Genomic DNA, 17,986 nt, shown 5'->3' on the forward strand with positions numbered 1-17,986 from the left:
CATTTTCTGGGACTCCGCGTGTGACAGCACCCAGGATGGCGGGTGGGAGATTGCATCATGTCGCTGGAAGCGCTGCGCGAGGAAGTGTGCCGAGCCAATAAGATGCTCCAGGAGTATGGCCTGGTGTGTTTGCATTCAGGAAATGTCAGTGGCCTGGACCGCAGCACAGGCCGACTCGTCATCAAACCGTCGGGTGTGGATTACGAAACGCTCACGCCGGAGGACCTCGTGGAAGTGGATCTCATCACGGGAAAAGTGCTTTCCGGCCACCTGCGACCGAGCGTCGATCTGCCCCACCACCTGTACATCTACCGAAATATGCCGGGAGTAGGAGGGATCGCTCACGCCCACAGCGATTACGCGACCGCCTGGGCCACCGTGGGAAGACCGATCCCGCTATGCCTTACGGAAATTGCCGATTACTTCGGGGCTGAAATCCCATGTGCTCCGTACGTTGACAATGAAGGGGACAATATCGGCCAGGCGATCATTCGCTATCGAAATCGGGCCCCGGCCATTCTGCTGGCCAACCACGGAGCCTTCACTTGGGGACCGACCGCGATCGATGCCGTGAAGCTCGCGATCGCCTTGGAAGACGTCGCCAAAAAAGCGTTCCTGGCCTGCCAGCTTGGGAAACCGCTGGAAATTCCCCTGGAAGAGGCCCGTAAATGGTACGACAAGTATCATCATGGCTACGGCCAGATCGTCCCGCCACGGACGCCCACCACGGTGTCCCGGAGTGGTTCCGCCTCAGGGGCGTGATCAGCGGGCGGTATTTCCCGCCTGGGCACAGTCGCTCGACACGGCCGGTGAACCGCCATATCACGCACGCCAGGGACGGGAGCGGGTTTTCAGTTCGGCGAGCACTTTGTTGGCAATCTCCACATCGGTGGGGATTTCAAAGTCGAACATCCCGGCCAGGACAAAATCGGCACCGTTTTCGAACGCGTACCGGAAAGCGACTTCTGGGGGGATCGCCCCTGCTGCCATTACTTTGAATGCAATCCAGGGTTTCTCGACACTTTGCATCAGGGCGGCAAGTTCCTCGGGTTTGGAGCACCATCGTGAATCGTAATAAAGCTTCACGGAGGGGTAATTCTGGCGGTGGAATGTGACGACATAAAAATCGTTCGGTAGCCCAGCTTTCTCGCAGTCCGCGATGACTCCCATCCGATGGGCTCCGATACCCACAGGCAACTTGTGCGATTTGGCATATTCCAGGGCCTGGGTGAGCAGTTCCATCCGCGGAGCGCCGACCCGTTCATCGGCGTCCGGCCCGCACACATCGTTCAGAAATCCGCAGGCGAAGTCTCCTTCCAGACCCGAAATGTAGAGCGCATTGGCACCGGCTTCCACGAGCGCATCGATCTGCTGCTTGAAAGCGTCTATGCCACCACTCACCAAAGCATGGGCGGTGCACATGATCCATTGCATTTTGCCACCGCGTTTGCGATGCTCCTGGAGTACGGCAATAGCGGCCGGCGCATAGTGAATGACGAGTGTGTTGATTCCATGCGCCTCCGCAATCGCGAGGGTTTCCAAGATTTTAGCATCTGTGTTGTAGTGTCGAGCCAGATTGTAGACGTAACGCAGGTCCCGGCTGTGTGTGAAATGGGTGAGCAGGTTACCGCCCAGCAGAAGCCGGCTGATTTCCAGGTCCTTGATTTTGCCGCGTGGCAAGGTGGCACGCGAAGAAGGCGGCGGAAGAGATTCGTCACCCCGAACGGCTGTGGCAGCGCCCAGCGAAAGTCCCGCCGCTCCGAGCACCGTGTGGCTCATGAAGTTCCGGCGACTCATCGGACCGAACATACGTCACCTCCCGTTTTTTATCCCGGCCGTGATATCGAACAACCGCGTTATGACGGACATTCCCCCAGCTTTTGCAAACCGAACGAGTTTTGGTCTCAAGAATCCGCGACGAGGGGTCGGAGAAAATCGACACTTGCCTGCATAAACTCGTCTGTCCCGTAACACTCGATGGACATCACGCCGCTCCAGTTGGTCTCCTTGAGATATTGAATGACGCGTTTAATGTTCTCGGCATTCACACCGCCACCGACTGGGACGAACGACGTGCCGATTCCTGTGTCGTGGCCCCGAGCCGCGGCAGCCAGGCTCTCGCTCACATCTTTGATGTGGCAGTGCACAAGGTATGTCCGAAATTCTTTGCAAAACTCCAGCGGATCGTGCCCTGCAATGTACGTGTTGCCAGTATCCAGATTGAATCGGAGATATTCTGACTGGAAATAGTCGAAGAGGCGATGGAGAAACTCTGGATCGTTGGTATAGGGGCCATGCGGCTCCACCGCCAGAATGACGTTGTAGTCTTCCGCCCAGCTCAAACACTGGCGGTAGTTGTCGCACGTAATCCGAAAAACTTCCTCGCGGGAAAGGCCGGTGATTTCCACGGCACCATCCGTGGTATCCACGATAGGGCACCCCAGCTCAGCAGCAAATCGAATGGTTTGCTGCACGTAGTGGACACCGAAAGCCGAGCCTTTCGGGCCCATGAGGGGATAAGAACCGTCTATCTGCGAAACAGATAGTCCTTTGGATTCCAGATAGCGCCGCAGTGCACGAGGATTACTCTGAAGCGAGATGGCGGGATCATACCCCATCTCCTGGATGAAATCCTGGCCGTTGATCACAGCAAATTCGACATGCTTTAGCCCCAGGGCTGCGCCCCGTTCCACCGCAAACTCGAAGCTCTTGCTGAGCGGCCGCCAGTTGTCGGTGTGAAATCCCAGCTCGATCACGATGGAATCTCCCGTTCTGTCCTGACCACTGGATAACGCTGGACTGGCCTGGGAAGTCCCCGCACCGGATTGCGAAGTCCTGTAAAGCCGCCCGCCATTGTACCCCGTCAATACTCACTTGGCTACCATAGAATATGCTTTCACTTATTCGCTGCTTGGTTGGCCATATCGCTTCAACCGACGTGGAGAGAATTGCCGGGTCTCCGCACTGGCTTCTCGCATCCGGAGAACGTGCCGGCCTGTCGAGCACTGGCACGACATTGCAGGATTGACGGAATGAAAACATGAGCACGGGACCTTCAGCCGAACGGATCGTCGCACGTGATGTTTTGTCAGGTGAGATCGTGGCCCTCACGATCAAGGAGGACCGCATCGTTTCCCTGGAACGCGGGACCGCCGCTTCCCGACTGGCCTCCGATAGCCGGCTCCCGTGGATTGCCCCCGCTCTCTGCGACATTCAGGTGAATGGTTATGGCGGCCATGATTTCACGTCCCCAGACCTTTCGCCCGAGGACGTTTGGGCTGTGACAGAAAGAATGCTGGCAACCGGCGTGACGTGTTTTCTTCCCACAATTACCACCCAAAGCCGGGAGGTAATGATCCACGCCGTGCGAACCATCGCTCAGGCAGTTAACGAATACCCGCTTTTGGCCCAAACGATCCCTGGCATTCATCTGGAAGGGCCCTACATTAGCCCCGAAGATGGCCCGCGTGGAGCCCATCCCCGAGAACATGTTCGTCCGCCAGACTGGGAAGAGTTTTGCCAGTTGCAGGAGGCGGCTACCGGCCTCATCCGGCTGATCACTCTTTCGCCAGAGTACCCCGAAGCTTTGCCCTTCATCGAGAAGGCGGTAGATCACGGGGTGACGGTGGCCATCGGACATACCGCCGCGAGCCTCAGGCAATTAGAAGACGCTGTCTCAGCGGGGGCGCAACTTAGCACCCACCTGGGAAACGGCTGTCATCTTATGCTCCCCAGGCATCCCAATTATCTTTGGCATCAGCTTGCCGAGGACCAGCTTTGGGCCAGTTTCATCTTCGACGGCTACCACCTGCCTCAGGACTTCATGATTGTGGCCCTTCGCGCCAAAGGCATCGCCAAATCCATCCTCGTCAGCGATGTGACTGGCCTAGCGGGTATGCCGCCGGGAATTTATCGGACTCCTCTCGGCGAGGTGGAAATGCTTCCTGAAGGACGCCTCGTGGTGGCGGGCCAGCGGCAACTCCTTGCCGGAGCGGCTCAACCGCTGGTGACCGGGATTGTCAACGCCATCCGTTGGGCTGGTTGCTCAGTGGCCGAGGCGTTTCGGATGGCCTCCATCAATCCCCGAGCACTGCTGGGATTGCCATCCGTCACTTTTCAGGCGGGGGCGGTCCCGGAGTTCATTCTCTTTGAATTGGATCCTGATTTGGTGAACGAGCAGCGATTTTCGCGGTCCGAGCACACAAAAAAAGCCGCTTCGTGGACGGAAAGCGGCATCGTGCGAGTTGGACATCAACCGGTGTTGAAGATTCAAAAAGTCTATTTCCAGGCTGAACGTTATCCGCGATAAGGTGTGGTGTCCTGGCTCTCACGCTTCACCGCCGGTTGGGAAGAAATACTGCCGCGGATAAGCCCCGCGGGCTCGTCCCAGAACCTGGATAGCCCGGATAGTGTCTCCCGCCTGCCGAAGACACTGACTGAGCGTGTACCAGGCGACGCGATCATGGGGAGGCGGGAACACCTGAGCTGCCCGCTCGAAAGCCGCCGCCGCATCCCGGTAACGTCCCTGCGAAGCCAAAATCTGCCCTTTGAACATGGCGACAGGCCCTTCCCATGGGCCGAGATCCTCGATTTCCAGACACTGGAGTGCCTGATCGACCAGGCCCAATTCGAGATAACCGGCAGCCTCCCGCAAACGCCTTGTCACGAGAATTGTCCGCCGTTGTTCAGGAGTCATTCCGCGTGGCCTCCACTTTCTTGTGAGCTGTCGCGAAGGACCATTCGGAATCCACAAAGATCTCCCAATTTGCCGATTCAGCAAATGTCATGCCACAATTATCGCAATACGCGATGTGTCGTAACACACACGCTATTAATATGTTACGATGCGATACTTTGACAAGGCGAAGGGCAGCCCGGGGGAACCAACCGCCGGCTCGTGTCAGAATGGCAGCCCGCACCCCCAATAAACGGTGAAATAATTCCAGACATGTGTGGTGTTAAAACTTGAGCGGCGATCGCGGATGAGACTCAGCACTTCTGGTGGTATGAGACTATACGAAAGTTGTAGATTCGTTCGCACACTTTTCGGCATCGGTCGTCGGTGAGTGGACCGGCTTCCCCGCAAACGACTTTCAGGGAGTGTTTTTGTAAGCCGGGAGCGACCTGATTGCCGCCTCGATCTCTCGGGTAATGGCTCGAGTGCGCTCGCCGAAAAATCCGCCATACTCCCGGATCATCCGCGGGAACGGAATGCCCTCTTCGTACCCTGACAATGGGGGGACATAGGCTCGCAGGGTGAAGTTCTCAGCCACCTCCGACATGGAAATCCGCCCGCTTTGGACCGCTTCGGCGAAAGCCACCCCCGCATAGTCTGCTGCGAGATCAGTAAAGCTGAAGCCGGAATCTCCCTGCGCGTCCCGCCATTCTTTGGCCAGGCCCAGACTCCGGGCAGGTCCCGCTCCCAGAAGGTCCGTCAAAGCGGCGGATACGCCGAAGTGCTGGGCCCAGTCGTGTCGGCCCTCGATCGTGGGCGGTGGGATTCTTGCCAATCGGCGCTGTCGCTCCGCGTCAGTCTCCAGTTTCGCCCAAACCGCGCCCAGGCCGGGTTGCTCCCGTACAAAAGTTGAATCGTCTACCAGAACTCCCAGGGCTTTCAGAAACGCGGAGCGCTGCGTGGTGCTTTGACCCGGAATTCGCTGGGCCACTTCGGCTGTCTTCCGAACAAGTGCCTCCATCACACCGTCCCCTATTGGCCGGGGGCCGCTGACCTGCACTGCTGTCGCATCCCATTCCGCCACGACGGCCTGAATGACCCAGCGAGCGGCGGCGAGCGAATCGTCCGCGCGGATTGGCGGAGGGACGAGATTGGCCGAACCTTTTGGCGACGTGGGAGCTGTGTCCGACTCTTCCCCCACCCCTTCCATCGCTTCCCTGCCGGCTGGGAGCGATTTCGGAGTGCTCTGGGCCTCGGAACGCGCCGTTGCTTGGGACGTGGCCGACTCCCCGGAAGGCCTCGTTTCTCTGGCCGGCTTGGTCGGGAGCGCAGGACGGACCATATCCTCCCCGGAAGGCGTCAGGACCTGTTGACCCGAAAGCTCTCTGACGCCTCCAGGATGTTTATCTTCCACGGCTTGGCTAGGCTCGGCATTGGCAACCACCGGCGCCTGCTGTTGCGACACGTGCTCCAGCCGTTCTATCAGGAGTGTGCTCGTCTCGTCCGATTCCTGCGCCGCTACCAGAGCCCGATAGCAGAAAAGAAGACTCTCTCTGGTAGAGTGTGAAAAATCTTCCCATCGTATCTTCTTTTGCAGGAGTTCGCTTGTCACCAGATTCATGACGAGCGTGTTGACAGGATCAAATCCCAGAAGGAATTGGCGATCCCGCGCACGACGGTTCTCCAGCTTGGGACGCATGAGCGAATCCGAGTCGGCAATGTGGACCGCACCGAAGACATGCCCAAGCTCGTGAAGGAGCATCTCCACCCGCTCTGTCTCGGTTATTGCGGGGCCATGCTCGCGGAGGAGAATATGGCGACTGAACGGTCCGGCACAGGTGCCCAACGTTGCCGGTTGCTTCTGGTCGGCCCACTGAGAGGCGAAGCCGATCGCCAGTGTGCCGGGCAGAGGATCCACTGCGGTTACGAACTGTTGATAGCCGTTCTCCAAAGACGCCAGTTTGTTATCTGAGCGCCAAGTCTCCGCGGCAGCGACCTCTAACTGGATCGGGCAGAATCGGCCGAGGATATCGTTGACCGCGGCAACCCGTGCCCGAAGCCGAGCTTCCCAAACCCTCTGTGCCGCCGGTTCTTCGTCATCCACAAGAATCTTGATAGGCACCAAGAGCTTCTGCGGGCGAACCTGCGGATCCCAAACAACTCCCAGGGACGTGTATCCGCCGAAAAGGGGTTGTGTCACCCCTTCCTGGCCAACCTCCGAGATAGCTGCGTTTAACAGCTGGGCAAGAATAGAGGGGTCACTGTGGGGGGTTACCACCGCCATTCGCGGTGTTGGCTTTTCCGGCTGACCCTCAACGTGCAGAATCGCCAGGCTGCCAGGAGTGATGATCTTTTCTAGTTGAGGCGAAGTGCCGCTCGCTCCGAGACGGTCCAGCCCTACCCCCATTCGACACGTTTCTCCGAGCATGAGCGTAGCCATTGCCCGGGGCGGAAAGGTAGCCTTCAAAACGGTGTCCCCGCTGGGAGCCTGCACCATCACGTGGACAGGAAACGGAGCGAGATTCGCAACGACCGCCGGCGTGGGTTTGGGGGCTGGAACGCTGGATTCCCGGCCGGGCACCTCCGACTGGATGAGTATCGCGCCGGCCAGGCAACCGGCGGAGAGAAGAATACGCCACTTCCACGAACGCATGTGGGGACTCATGAACGCGGGGTCGGGGCGGACATATGGCCAAATCGGATCAGTTGAGCGCCAGTCGGCACAACAGCCAGTGAGTAACTGCCATTATAAACAAATCGCGGCAGGGAAGTGGAAATACTCCCCCGCCGACGGCTGAAGTTACCAGTTATGCCGCCGATCCGCGTGAAATCGTATCGATTCTCAGCTATTCGTGACGGGGGCGAGGTGACTCACCGACCCATCATGAGCATCCTCGCCCGACGGGCGCGTCGCTCCGCCCGCAACCGTGCCCGGCGCCGGATTTCGCTGGGCTTTTCGTAGTATTCCCGGCGCCGCATCTCCCTTTTGATTCCCGCTCGTTCTACAAGCTTACGAAACCGACGAACAGCTTCTTGAATCGACTCGCCTTCACGCAGGATCAGTTTGACCACCCGGTAACCTCCTTTCTATCAAAAAACCGAACACCAAAAGAGTTCCAAACCATCCCAAACCGCGCAGAAACACGACCATGGGTCAACCGACCGCCGGTTGTCCCGCATATCAATTATTTATCCCGGACAGAAAGCCCCTTAGTGGGCGTTTGTCGAGCGGGAACCGTTTTAGAGGTGCGCCCCGGCCACATCCAGCTTTGATGGTAGCCGCCCGAGCGGGTCTTGTCCAGCGTCCCTGCCGGGAGAATCCAGCCCACACGCGCCCCAGATATGGGGGTGTGTTGGGGCTCTGAATGTGCAGCCAGTGTCATTCGTGTTTATTCTTTGCGGTTTGTGTATTTTGTGCAATCCATATGACCGCAATTCGCGTTTCTCTTTCGATCATCGGCGGTTCCTGTGACGATTTTTATCCCTGCTGACGAGACACTGCACCAAACGGCTCAGGGATGAAAGGGACGGTCATGATCCGCTGCAATACTGCCCTGTCGCGTTCGCAGGGAATCATCGCGGAGCTTGGTGGCTCGCTGACGGTGGAGGAGCAATTACAACTTCTCGAAGCGCTGGACGAACGTCATGACGAAGTCCTGCGGATGATCGATGATTTGGAATCGCGCGTTTTGTCCGTTCTGGAGACCTGGGCACGGAAAAGCACTGCTGGATATCCAAGGGAAGGACAGAAAGAAGGCCCGAGGCGATCGCCCATCTCAGTCCCACACGCTTTAACTCGCGGAGCAAAGCGCGAAGCATAACGCACCTTCTCTGATAGTCTCTCGTAGTCCTTTGCCACGCTGGGGTCGTTTCGTTATCATGGGACGGCGAGAGCGAGTGCTCTTTGTCAAAAACCCGTAGCGGACGGCCTGAGCTTCTTTCTGTGAGGTTCCATAATGGTGAGTTTTCCCTGCATGCGCTGGAATTTCCCCATTCTTTTGGTGGGAAGTCTGGTGGTTTTCATCCTTGCTGGGCCGATTATCTGTTTCGCGAATGGTGAAGTAGCGCTGCGGGAATGGCATTTCGATGAGCCTGGCAATCTGGAGGGCTGGAGCCCGGGAGGCCATCTCCACGACACCCACGTGGCAGAGGGCTTTTTGCGCACCACTGTTGTGGACTGGGACCCCATCCTCGTTCACGAGGTTTTTGATCCGCCATTGCCAACAACTCCCACTCAGGTCATCGAAATTCGGCTGTGGGCCCCACGCGATGGAACCGCCGAATTCTTCTGGACCAACACGACCAAAACGCAGTACGGAGGTTTTTCTCCCGAAAAACACACCCCATTTCATGTGAACGCGGGTTGGCACACCTACCGTGTTCGTCCTTTCTGGCAGGCCGAAGGTCAGCTCCTTCGTCTGCGATTTGATTTGCCCGGTTTACAGGGCGGCCAGGAACCGGCGGAGTATCGCATCGACTTCATCCGGATCATTGAACTCGGTTCACGGGCACGCCCGGTCGCTCCCGATTGGACATTCACGGTCGACCCGGCAGGATGGAGCATCGAAGGTGACGGCAAGTTGTGGGTGGATGAGAAGGGCCTTCACGCCGTGCTGCCGCCCGGCTCCCGTTTGGTCGCGCCGCCCATCGACGTCGCCGACCTGATGGCCTTTGCCGCGTTTCAGTTGTCGGTGGATCAACCTGGGAGTGCTCGGCTAGTCTGGGCCTCGGACAAAGTGAACGGCCTTCAGTCCCAGGAATTCGCTTTATCTCCGGGAAAGGCTCCGCGGGTATACAATATTCCGCTCGCGGGCGCCAAAGGCTGGCAACCACCCATTGTATACCTGGGGCTCGAGCCGACCGCCGACAAGCCCATTCATCTTTGCATGAGATGGTTTAAGCTGAGTGAGGAACCAGCGGGACCTCCCGACCTGGAAATAAAAAACTTTTTCATCAAATCAGCACTGCCCCGCGTGGGACATGCGTGCGAAGTCGTCGCCCAAATCACGAATCGCGGCGGGGAAATGGTCCCTGCCGTTCGCGCCAAGCTCGTCGTTCCTGAGGGAGTGGAACTCGCAGAACCTGCGTCAACGGAGCAGGCCACCGGACCAATCGACTATGGGGATATGCGATCGCTCGTGTGGCGGGTGAAGAGCCGTCGAGAGGGCCCGTGCCTGCTGAAACTTCTCATCACTCATCCGACCGCACTCGAGGCAGAATGCGCGGAGACGTTTTTCCCGGACGTGCAGCATCCGAAATCAGAATACGTTCCACCTCCCCAACCGGTACGAGGGCCTTACGAGGTGGGTGTTTACTATTTCCCTGGTTGGGGGAGGCCAGCCTCGTGGCTTCCGCTGGTTACATTTCCTGAACGCCGGCCGGTGCTGGGATTCTACCGTGAAGGCCTGCCGGAGGTGATCGACTGGCAAATCAAGTGGGCCGTCGAACACGGAATCACCTTTTTCTGCTATGACTGGTACTGGCGACAGGGGGAGCAGCGACTGAACCACGCGCTCCATGAGGGTTACTTCCACGCACGGTATCGCCATCTTCTCAAGTTCTGTTTGCTCTGGGCAAACCATTTCGGTCCCGGTGAGCACAGCGCCGAAGATGCCCGACGCGTGTGTCAGTACTGGATAGAGAATTACTTTCGGCGTCCCGAGTATTTCAAAATTGATGGTCGGCCGTTGCTTGTGATCTTCTCCGTTTATTCTCTTAAACGGGACTTGGGTATCGAGGGAACGCGTCAGGCCATCGAGCTCTGGCATCGCATGACGGAAGAAGCTGGCGTGGGGAAGATTCTTGTCGCGGGGTGCGGCACCCCCGCCGTGCTTAAAGAAATGAAAGAAATGGGATTTGACGCCGTCACCGGGTACAACTGGCCGCGATGCGGAATTGGCGATCGTAATTGGGTACCGTTTGCCGAAGTCGCCAGAAACTACGACACGCTCTGGTGGCGACCGCTTGCTGAGACCGGACTCATGCCGGTGATTACGCCTGTGAGCGCCGGCTGGGATTCCCGTCCCTGGCATGGGGATCAAGCCTTGGTCCTGACAGATTGCACGCCGGAGGCGTTCGAAGTGCATCTCCGTCAGGCCAAACGATTTGTCGATGAGACCGGTCAGCCGAAAGTCCTCCTCATCGAGGCCTGGAATGAGTTTGGCGAAGGCTCCTTCTGTGAACCGCACAAAAGGTATGGCTTCGGCCACCTGGAAGCCATCCGTCGCGTCTTTTGCCCGGACAGCCATCCCCCACAGAATCTCGCTCCGGAGGATTTGGGATTGCCATTGCCGGAATTCACCGATGTGGAGGAACCACCGGTTCGCACGGAGTGGGACTTCGCCACAACCGGCGACCCCGAAGGCTGGTCGGCGATGATGGGACTGACACCCCCGGTTGTGCAGGAAGGCTGCCTCACCACGACATCCACCAGCGATGATCCGGCTCTGCAAACGACGACTAAGGTGCGGGCAAGCGAGTTTTCCGGGTTGGAAATCCGAGTGGCGATTCGCTCCTCGAAAGATCGGGACACCCTCCAACTTTTCTGGTGCCCGCTCAATGCGTCGTTCCGCGAGGAAGCCAGTGCGAAAGTGGAAGTGATCACCGATGGTGAGTCTCACACGTATCGCTTGAATTTGGCGGGCCATCCGTTGTGGCGGGGTCTTATCACGGGACTGCGGCTTGACCCTTGCACAACCTCAGATGCGGAAATCCGTCTGGATTCGCTGAAGTTTATTCGCTCCGCTTCAAAGACCCCGACAACAAGCGGAGAGTAACCAATTCACAGCTACTGGGGGTCGTTCTTGGAATGGGCTATCGTCTCACGAAAGCCCAAGAGTACGTGCCAGTTCATCGATCCGGCCGGCCAGGTGGAAGTCTATTGGGGTCAACCCCCCCGCGGAGTGCGTCCAAATCTCGATCCGCACGTGACGGTAGCGCTCCAGATGTAGATCAGGGTGGTGGTCGAGCGATTCGGCGATCTCTCCCACCTGATTGAGAAACTTCAGAGCAGAAACGAAATCCGGCATCCGCCACTGCCTTTTGATTCGCTGGGCCGACTCATCGAGTTCCCAACCATTAAGCTGATTCAGAAGGGCTCTGGCCTCAGATAACTCCAACCTGACGGGCTGGCCCCGACACGGCGAACAACCCGCGGCACCAGATTCCAAATTCTTCCGCTGGGTCTGATTCGGCTCGACCATGATAAACACTCCGTTTAGGAATTGAGCAAAGCCAAGGTCAGGCCACTGCCGCTTCTTACTGGGCAGCCCTGCACGCTTCTTTCATAATAGGGGAGATTCCTCGAACGGCAATTGGCGTGTCGAACTCCTGTTGAAGAAACAAAACATCAGAAAAATGAGTGTCGTGCGAGGGGGATTTTCCTGGTCGTGCCACGGCCATGCGGGGGGACTGTTATGGAATTTGTTGTAATTTTCCGTCGTAAGCGTTGGTGGTGCGCATACCTCATTTTTCTGTTGGGTCCTGTCAGCGTTTTGATATCGAGTGTGCCAACTGCAGCGGCAGACCACCAGGGAACCGACTGGCCGTTTCCGATCGCTGCCCACCAGCGTCCGGGAACGTACTTCTGGTGTCCCGGCAGCGCGTTCACAAGAGAGGACATCGATTGGAATTTGGAGCAACTGCACAGTGCCGGTTTTGGGTTTGTACACATTATTCCCATTTACGGCGCGCGGGGAGCAGAGTCCCGCTTCATCCAGTTTCTTGAACCGCGCTGGGTGGAAATGCTGGATTACACAGTCCGTCGCGCAAAAGCACGGGACATGTTCGTGGATATGACCACGGGAACCGGTTGGTGTTTCGGGGGGCCCGATCTCCCTCCATGGGCGATCGACACTCGGGTGCAATTCGATGCAGCATCCGGTACCATCAGGTTGGTGCCGGGCATGCGGGTCAAACGCGCAGCCCCCGGTGGAGAGGGCCCCATGCTCAATCCCTTCTCACCGCGTGCCATGGAGTTCTACCTGGAAAGATTCAGCACGGCCCTGGCCGACCCGCAGCTTGCGCTACCCCGTGCACAGTACCATGACTCTTTCGAGTACCAATCCAATTGGTGTGATGAGCTTTTTGAAGAGTTTCAAAACCGCTGCGGGTATGACCTACGGAAATACCTGCCCACGTTTTTTGACGAGTTGAATTCCGAGGAAGGTGACTTGCGGGCTCGGCTGAAGTGCGACTACCGTGGCGTGCTTGCGGAGCTGCATCTGGAGTACATTCGGCGCTGGTCGGATTGGGCCCATGCGCGGGGAATGCTCACCCGAAATCAGGCTCACGGGGCACCGGCCAACCTCATCGATGTCTATGCGGCCAGCGACATCCCCGAAACGGAGATGTTCGGCGCACCGGACTTTCCGATCCCAGGATTTCGCCGCGATCCTGCCATGTGTCGCCCCGGTGACTGCGACGAACGCATCTGTATGCTCGCTTCTTCGGCGGCGCATGTGGCACATCCTTCGGGAAAACAACTTATCAGTGCGGAGGCCTGCACCTGGCTGCGAGAACACTGGCATACCAGTCTCGCCCATATCAAACTTCAGGTGGATCTGTTTTTCCTAACGGGTGTGAATCAGCTTCTCTTTCATGGAACCTGCTTTTCTCCCAAAGATGCCGCCTGGCCCGGCTGGTTCTTTTATGCCTCTGTTCATATGGACTGGCGGAACGCATTCTGGCGAGACGTGCCGGCGTTAACCCAATACGTTGCCCGGTGCCAATCAATTCTCCAGGCAGGTCAGCACGCCAACGATGTGCTTGTTTATTGGCCGATCTATGACCTATGGATGGATCCCAAGGGCTTGACCATTCCCCTCACGGTTCATCGCCGGGATTGGATGGAGCATCAGCCCGTCGGTGACATTGCCCGTTTCTTGCTGGATTGGGGCTTCGCCTTTGATTTTGTCTCCGACCGCCTCCTGGCCCAGTTGACCTGGGAAAGCGGAGTCATCCGCGCACCGGGTGGCACCTACCGCGCTATCGTCATTCCTGCATGCACGTATATGCCCGAAAAGACATTGCAGAAGCTTATTGAGCTTCTCGAAGCAGGAGCCCCGGTGATCTTCGAGGAAAAGCTTCCCGACGACGTGCCGGGACTTGCATGCCTTGAAGAACGGCGAACGCGATTCAAGAAGCTATTATCTCGGATTCCTCCGCGCACGGTTGTAGCCAGGGACAACCTTACAGCGGCCCTGGGTGCAGCGGGCGCCCTCCGCGAATCCATGGCCCAGCTCGGTCTCCGTTTTGTGCGGCGGAAAGTCGGTGAGAATTATTGGTACTTCGTGGTCAATCACACGGCCAAACCGGTGGATGCATGGATTCCCCTGGCCGTGCCCTTTGCAAGCGTAACCATCTTCGATCCCCTAACGGGCCGATCGGGAACGCTGGCGTGTCGGCAGCGGTTCCCCACGGCAGAGGCCTATCTTCAATTGGAGCCGGGCCAGGCAGTGTTTTTGCGGACCGACCCCTTTCCTAGTGAAGGTCCCCTCTGGCCGTACTTCCAGGTGGCGGGTGATGAAATCCCGCTTACGGGAACGTGGTCCATCGACTTCATCGAGGGAGGGCCGGAACTTCCCCGCTCCTACCGATCGGATCAACTCACGTCCTGGACCGAGGCCCCTGATCCGAGGGCCCAGGCCTTTGCCGGGACCGCACGCTACACGCTGGAATTCACTAAACCGCCACTATCCGTGGACGATTGGTATCTTGATTTGGGTGACGTGCGAGAAAGTGCCCGAGTGAAACTGAACGGAGAAGACCTCGGTATACTCGTGGCGATCCCCTTTAAGCTCCGCGTTGGAGCATTTCTCCGCGAGGGCACTAATCGCCTTGAGATTGAGGTCACCAATCTCTCGGCGAATCGCATTCGGGACCTCGATCTCCGCAAAGTGGACTGGAAGATCATGAAGGATATCAATATCGTCAATGTGAATTACCGCCCCTTCGACGCTTCTCAATGGCCTGTTGAAAAGTCCGGACTGCTGGGACCGGTACGTCTCATCCCACTCTGGCGTTTGAAACCCTGAGCCTTGCCATGCGGAACAACACCAGCGCTTGCCCGGTATCACACGCGCAGACCACAAATCAGCGGGCAACTCGGGACAAACCCGTGTGAGACTTCTCCCATCTGCCGGATGACACGGGCGAGGCCATGGCTGAAGGCCCGTACCAATTCGCCTGGCTAGTCGTTTCAACCTTCGAGCTCTTTAAAAAACTTTAGGAACCAATCGCCGTTTCTGGGAAGGAGCCGTGTGGCCGTCTCGCACTGGACACCACTGCCGACTGGAAGCACAATCAAAGTGCCACTCTCGCCGGGAGGTATTTGGCCATTCCGGAAAGCGGCATCCAATCCCGTTATGCTGATGTCGTAGCTTCTTGGAAAGGATTTGTGTCTGACATAGTAATCAGGGAAGCTCCGCCATGAGATTGAATCGCCGTAGCGCTCTCACCGTTCTCTCTGCTTTGGGAACTTCTTTCGGCATCCCGTTGATCTGGAACCCGCGGGCAACGGCCGAAGGACCGTCGCTCAAAAACGATCGCCCGGGCATCGGGGCCATCGGAATGCGCTACCAGGGTACGGTGATTGCCCTCAAAGCCCAGGCCCACGGTGACATCGTGGCGATTGCCGATGTGGACCGGAACGTCCGCGAACAAGCCCGCGCCAGTTTCGGAAGCACTCCCGACATTTACGAAGATTACCGTCACCTCCTCGATCGAAAGGATATCGACGTCATCCTCATCGGTACACCAGACCACTGGCACGCCAAGATGGTCATTGACGCCTGCCGGGCCGGAAAAGACGTCTATGTCGAAAAACCCCTCACGCTCACTGTGGACGAAGGCAAGGTGATCCGCAAAGTAGTGCAGGAAACGCAGCGCGTGGTTCAGGTGGGTTCCTGGCAGCGGAGTGATGCTCGATACCGATTGGCCGTGGAGATGGTCCGGGCTGGGCGACTCGGAAGACTTCGTCGTGTCACGTGTGTGGCCGGGCCAAATCCGACAGGAGGTCCTTTTCCGGTTCGCCCGGTTCCTAATGCTCTCAATTGGAATCTCTGGTTGGGACAAGCCCCCGAGGTTCCCTACACCGAAGAACGTTGCCATTACACCTTCCGCTGGTGGTTCGAATATGCCGGCGGCAAAATCACAGACTGGGGAGCCCATGATATCGACATCGCCCAATGGGCCATCGGAGAACTTCCAGTAGAAATCGCCGGACACGGCAAACTTCCCAACATCCCTAATGGGTACAATGTGCCGATCGACTTCGGCGCAGTCGTGCGTTATCCCAGCGGTGTGGAATTGATCGTCCAGGAAGAGGGCCGCATCGGTGTCCTTTTTGAAGGTGAAAAGGGCCGGCTGTTTGTCAACCGCGGCACCATCGCAGGCACCGCCATCGACGAACTGAAGGATCATCCTTTCCCCAAAGAGCAGTACAAACTCTACGACTTTGACGATCCCAATCGGCCAGACCGCGTTGGAAAGCTCGACGCCATTGTCAACCACATGGCGAACTTCTTCGATTGCATCCGTGCGCGACGGCTGCCCATCTCGGATTACGAAAGCCAGCATCGCAGCGCTACAACCTGCCACCTGATCAATCTCTCCATCCGTTTGGGACGGCCTCTGCGCTGGGATGCCGAAAAGGAGGTGATCATTGGCGATGAGGAAGCCAATCAGCATCTCTCGCGGGAACAACGCAAAGGTTTCGAGGTGGTTTAAAAGACCGGGAGGAAACGATGCATCACCGACAGCGCTCCCACGCAACCCAGCCAGCCACCAACCCACGCAACCCTCTGCCGCGGCGAGACGTCCTCAAGATGGGCGTCCAGGCCCTCACTGCCGCTGGCTGGGCGAGTCATCGAGTCATTCCCGCAAACCTCTCGGCCGCTGAATCCTCGGCGCGCTTTTCCCTTCGCTATCTCCTGGCCTCCTGCCTGTTTGGCTATGCACCCCTGGAGGAAATTCTGCCCGAAGTGCGAAAAGCCGGGGCGGAAGCGATTGATCTATGGCCCAAAGTGCACGGCAATCAGCGCGAACAGCTCGATGCCCTCGGGCTGGAACGGTTTCAGGAGCTGCTCAAGCAACATGGCGTTCAGCTTGGAGCGATCAGTCGTTATGACCTCGGACCTTTCCAACTGGCAGACGAAATCCGGCTCGCACAGCGGCTTAGCTGTCCTGTGATCGTCACCGGTGCCCCAGGACCGGGGGGATTGAAAAACGCCGAACTCCGTCAGGCCCTGCGTCATTTCGTGGAAAAACTGGAGTCCACGCTCGCGCTCGCTGACGAGTGTGGCGTCATCATCGCCATCGAAAATCATGGCAACAGTCTCATCGACTCGCCGGACGCGATGCGCTGGCTAGCGGAGGCCTGGCCGACTCGGACGCTCTCTCTGGCTTTTGCCCCTTACCATCTCCCTCAGGACCCGCACTTGCTGGGGCAGTTAATCCGCGATTTGGGCCAAAAAATCGCCGTCTTTTATATGTGGCAGCACGGCAAGGGTTGCATGAAACCCTTGCCCTTGGAAGAGGAAGTCCTCCAGTTACCAGGCAAAGGGCCTCTGGACTTTCGCCCTATTCTCGCCGCACTCAAGGATATTCACTATACGGGTTACAGTTCCATTTTTATGCATGCTTATCCCCGAGGTCGGCCGATCCGCGAAACTCCCTCAATGGTCACCGCGCAGCTTCTTGAAGCTCGCGACTATCTAGAGCACTGCCTCGCCGAATTGAATGAAAAGTCAGCAAATTAATAAGGAGTATCCTATGGAAAAGGTCCTGATTATTGTGGGTGACGCGAGCGAAACAATGGATACACTCTATCCCTATTACCGGCTTATTGAGGCAGGATTCCAACCGGTGGTGGCCGCCCCGGAAAAACGCAGGTATCAGATGGTCATGCATGAAGTCAAACCCGGCTGGACGATCACCAAAGAATGGGAAGGCTACACCATTGAGGCCGACATCGCGTTTCGGGATGTCAACCCGGAAGAGTATCTGGGAATATTTTTCTCCGGTGGTCGGGCTCCCGAATATCTCCGCTATGACGAAGACCTTGTTCGTATCACGCGGCACTTTTTTGAAACGAATAAACCGATCGCTTGTGTTTGTCATGGTGTTGAGATACCGGCTTACGCCGGTTGCGTGAAGGGGCGGCGGATGGCTACCGTCCCCAAATGCCGCTTTGACCTGGAAGTGTGCGGAGGAATCTTCGTCGATGCACCCTGTGTGGTCGATGGCAATCTCGTCAGCGGCCGAACCTATCACGACCACGGCTATTACATGGGTGCGTGGATCAAGCTGCTG

14 protein-coding genes are annotated in these 17,986 nt (G+C 57.6%); 8 read left to right on the top strand and 6 right to left on the bottom strand.

Annotated features, from left to right (window positions below; translation table 11 throughout):
- Positions 1 to 57: 57 nt before the first annotated feature.
- Positions 58 to 762, top strand: a complete 705-nt coding sequence (locus ABJK56_RS02305; protein ID WP_347243050.1) for a class II aldolase/adducin family protein — start codon at positions 58 to 60, stop codon at positions 760 to 762.
- Between the two features lie 60 nt (positions 763 to 822).
- Here the strand turns inward: ABJK56_RS02305 and ABJK56_RS02310 are convergent, their stop codons facing one another.
- Together ABJK56_RS02310 and ABJK56_RS02315 are read right to left on the bottom strand one after the other, a co-directional pair.
- Positions 823 to 1,809 carry a hypothetical protein gene (locus tag ABJK56_RS02310; protein WP_347243051.1) on the bottom strand — a complete coding sequence of 329 codons (987 nt, stop codon included), beginning with the start codon at positions 1,807 to 1,809 and terminating at the stop codon, positions 823 to 825.
- A gap of 95 nt (positions 1,810 to 1,904) precedes the next feature.
- Positions 1,905 to 2,756 (bottom strand): sugar phosphate isomerase/epimerase family protein, encoded by an 852-nt coding sequence (locus tag ABJK56_RS02315; protein ID WP_347243052.1) that lies wholly within the window; start codon positions 2,754 to 2,756, stop codon positions 1,905 to 1,907.
- 284 nt (positions 2,757 to 3,040) lie between these two features.
- Between ABJK56_RS02315 and ABJK56_RS02320 the strand changes: the two genes are divergently transcribed.
- A complete protein-coding gene (locus ABJK56_RS02320; RefSeq protein WP_347243053.1) occupies positions 3,041 to 4,309 on the top strand; it encodes an amidohydrolase family protein in 1,269 nt (422 codons plus the stop codon).
- A gap of 18 nt (positions 4,310 to 4,327) precedes the next feature.
- On the opposite strand, the gene ABJK56_RS02325 is transcribed toward ABJK56_RS02320, so the two are convergent.
- From ABJK56_RS02325 to rpsU, 3 genes are all read right to left on the bottom strand, one after another.
- A complete protein-coding gene (locus tag ABJK56_RS02325; protein WP_347243054.1) occupies positions 4,328 to 4,696 on the bottom strand; it encodes a tetratricopeptide repeat protein in 369 nt (122 codons plus the stop codon).
- A gap of 397 nt (positions 4,697 to 5,093) precedes the next feature.
- Positions 5,094 to 7,328 carry a hypothetical protein gene (locus ABJK56_RS02330; RefSeq protein WP_347243055.1) on the bottom strand — a complete coding sequence of 745 codons (2,235 nt, stop codon included), beginning with the start codon at positions 7,326 to 7,328 and terminating at the stop codon, positions 5,094 to 5,096.
- Positions 7,329 to 7,546: 218 nt separating this feature from the next.
- Complete coding sequence (gene rpsU / locus ABJK56_RS02335; protein ID WP_095416595.1) at positions 7,547 to 7,747, bottom strand: 30S ribosomal protein S21; 201 nt, start codon at positions 7,745 to 7,747, stop codon at positions 7,547 to 7,549.
- Positions 7,748 to 8,208: 461 nt separating this feature from the next.
- Between rpsU and ABJK56_RS02340 the strand changes: the two genes are divergently transcribed.
- Complete coding sequence (locus ABJK56_RS02340; protein ID WP_347243056.1) at positions 8,209 to 8,496, top strand: hypothetical protein; 288 nt, start codon at positions 8,209 to 8,211, stop codon at positions 8,494 to 8,496.
- A 135-nt stretch (positions 8,497 to 8,631) separates the two neighbouring features.
- Complete coding sequence (locus ABJK56_RS02345; RefSeq protein WP_347243057.1) at positions 8,632 to 11,451, top strand: glycoside hydrolase family 99-like domain-containing protein; 2,820 nt, start codon at positions 8,632 to 8,634, stop codon at positions 11,449 to 11,451.
- A 45-nt stretch (positions 11,452 to 11,496) separates the two neighbouring features.
- Here ABJK56_RS02345 and ABJK56_RS02350 read toward each other — a convergent pair whose 3' ends face one another.
- Positions 11,497 to 11,877, bottom strand: a complete 381-nt coding sequence (locus ABJK56_RS02350) for a 4a-hydroxytetrahydrobiopterin dehydratase (RefSeq protein WP_347243058.1) — start codon at positions 11,875 to 11,877, stop codon at positions 11,497 to 11,499.
- Between the two features lie 213 nt (positions 11,878 to 12,090).
- Here ABJK56_RS02350 and ABJK56_RS02355 point away from each other — a divergent pair, with 213 nt between their 5' ends.
- The 4 genes from ABJK56_RS02355 to ABJK56_RS02370 form a co-directional block, all read left to right on the top strand.
- Positions 12,091 to 14,709: a glycosyl hydrolase gene (locus tag ABJK56_RS02355; RefSeq protein ID WP_347243059.1), complete on the top strand. Its 2,619-nt coding sequence runs from the start codon at positions 12,091 to 12,093 to the stop codon at positions 14,707 to 14,709.
- A 394-nt stretch (positions 14,710 to 15,103) separates the two neighbouring features.
- Positions 15,104 to 16,402 carry a Gfo/Idh/MocA family oxidoreductase gene (locus tag ABJK56_RS02360; RefSeq protein ID WP_347243060.1) on the top strand — a complete coding sequence of 433 codons (1,299 nt, stop codon included), beginning with the start codon at positions 15,104 to 15,106 and terminating at the stop codon, positions 16,400 to 16,402.
- Positions 16,403 to 16,419: 17 nt separating this feature from the next.
- The gene (locus ABJK56_RS02365; RefSeq protein WP_347243061.1) at positions 16,420 to 17,433 is read left to right on the top strand and encodes a sugar phosphate isomerase/epimerase; all 1,014 of its coding nucleotides are present in this window, start codon (positions 16,420 to 16,422) and stop codon (positions 17,431 to 17,433) included.
- 13 nt (positions 17,434 to 17,446) lie between these two features.
- On the top strand, positions 17,447 to 17,986 hold a 540-nt coding region (locus ABJK56_RS02370), incomplete at its 3' end, for a DJ-1/PfpI family protein (RefSeq protein WP_347243062.1).

Source organism: Thermogutta sp., from assembly GCF_039793925.1.
In the GTDB taxonomy this organism is placed as follows: domain Bacteria; phylum Planctomycetota; class Planctomycetia; order Pirellulales; family Thermoguttaceae; genus Thermogutta.

Coding starts and splice junctions, on each gene's coding strand:
- ABJK56_RS02305 (WP_347243050.1), top strand. CDS start 58: ATGTCGCTGGAAGCGCTGCGCGAGGAAGTGTGCCGAGCCAATAAGATG.
- ABJK56_RS02310 (WP_347243051.1), bottom strand. CDS start 1,809: ATGTTCGGTCCGATGAGTCGCCGGAACTTCATGAGCCACACGGTGCTC.
- ABJK56_RS02320 (WP_347243053.1), top strand. CDS start 3,041: ATGAGCACGGGACCTTCAGCCGAACGGATCGTCGCACGTGATGTTTTG.
- ABJK56_RS02325 (WP_347243054.1), bottom strand. CDS start 4,696: ATGACTCCTGAACAACGGCGGACAATTCTCGTGACAAGGCGTTTGCGG.
- ABJK56_RS02330 (WP_347243055.1), bottom strand. CDS start 7,328: ATGCGTTCGTGGAAGTGGCGTATTCTTCTCTCCGCCGGTTGCCTGGCC.
- ABJK56_RS02340 (WP_347243056.1), top strand. CDS start 8,209: ATGATCCGCTGCAATACTGCCCTGTCGCGTTCGCAGGGAATCATCGCG.
- ABJK56_RS02345 (WP_347243057.1), top strand. CDS start 8,632: ATGGTGAGTTTTCCCTGCATGCGCTGGAATTTCCCCATTCTTTTGGTG.
- ABJK56_RS02350 (WP_347243058.1), bottom strand. CDS start 11,877: ATGGTCGAGCCGAATCAGACCCAGCGGAAGAATTTGGAATCTGGTGCC.
- ABJK56_RS02355 (WP_347243059.1), top strand. CDS start 12,091: ATGGAATTTGTTGTAATTTTCCGTCGTAAGCGTTGGTGGTGCGCATAC.
- ABJK56_RS02360 (WP_347243060.1), top strand. CDS start 15,104: ATGAGATTGAATCGCCGTAGCGCTCTCACCGTTCTCTCTGCTTTGGGA.
- ABJK56_RS02365 (WP_347243061.1), top strand. CDS start 16,420: ATGCATCACCGACAGCGCTCCCACGCAACCCAGCCAGCCACCAACCCA.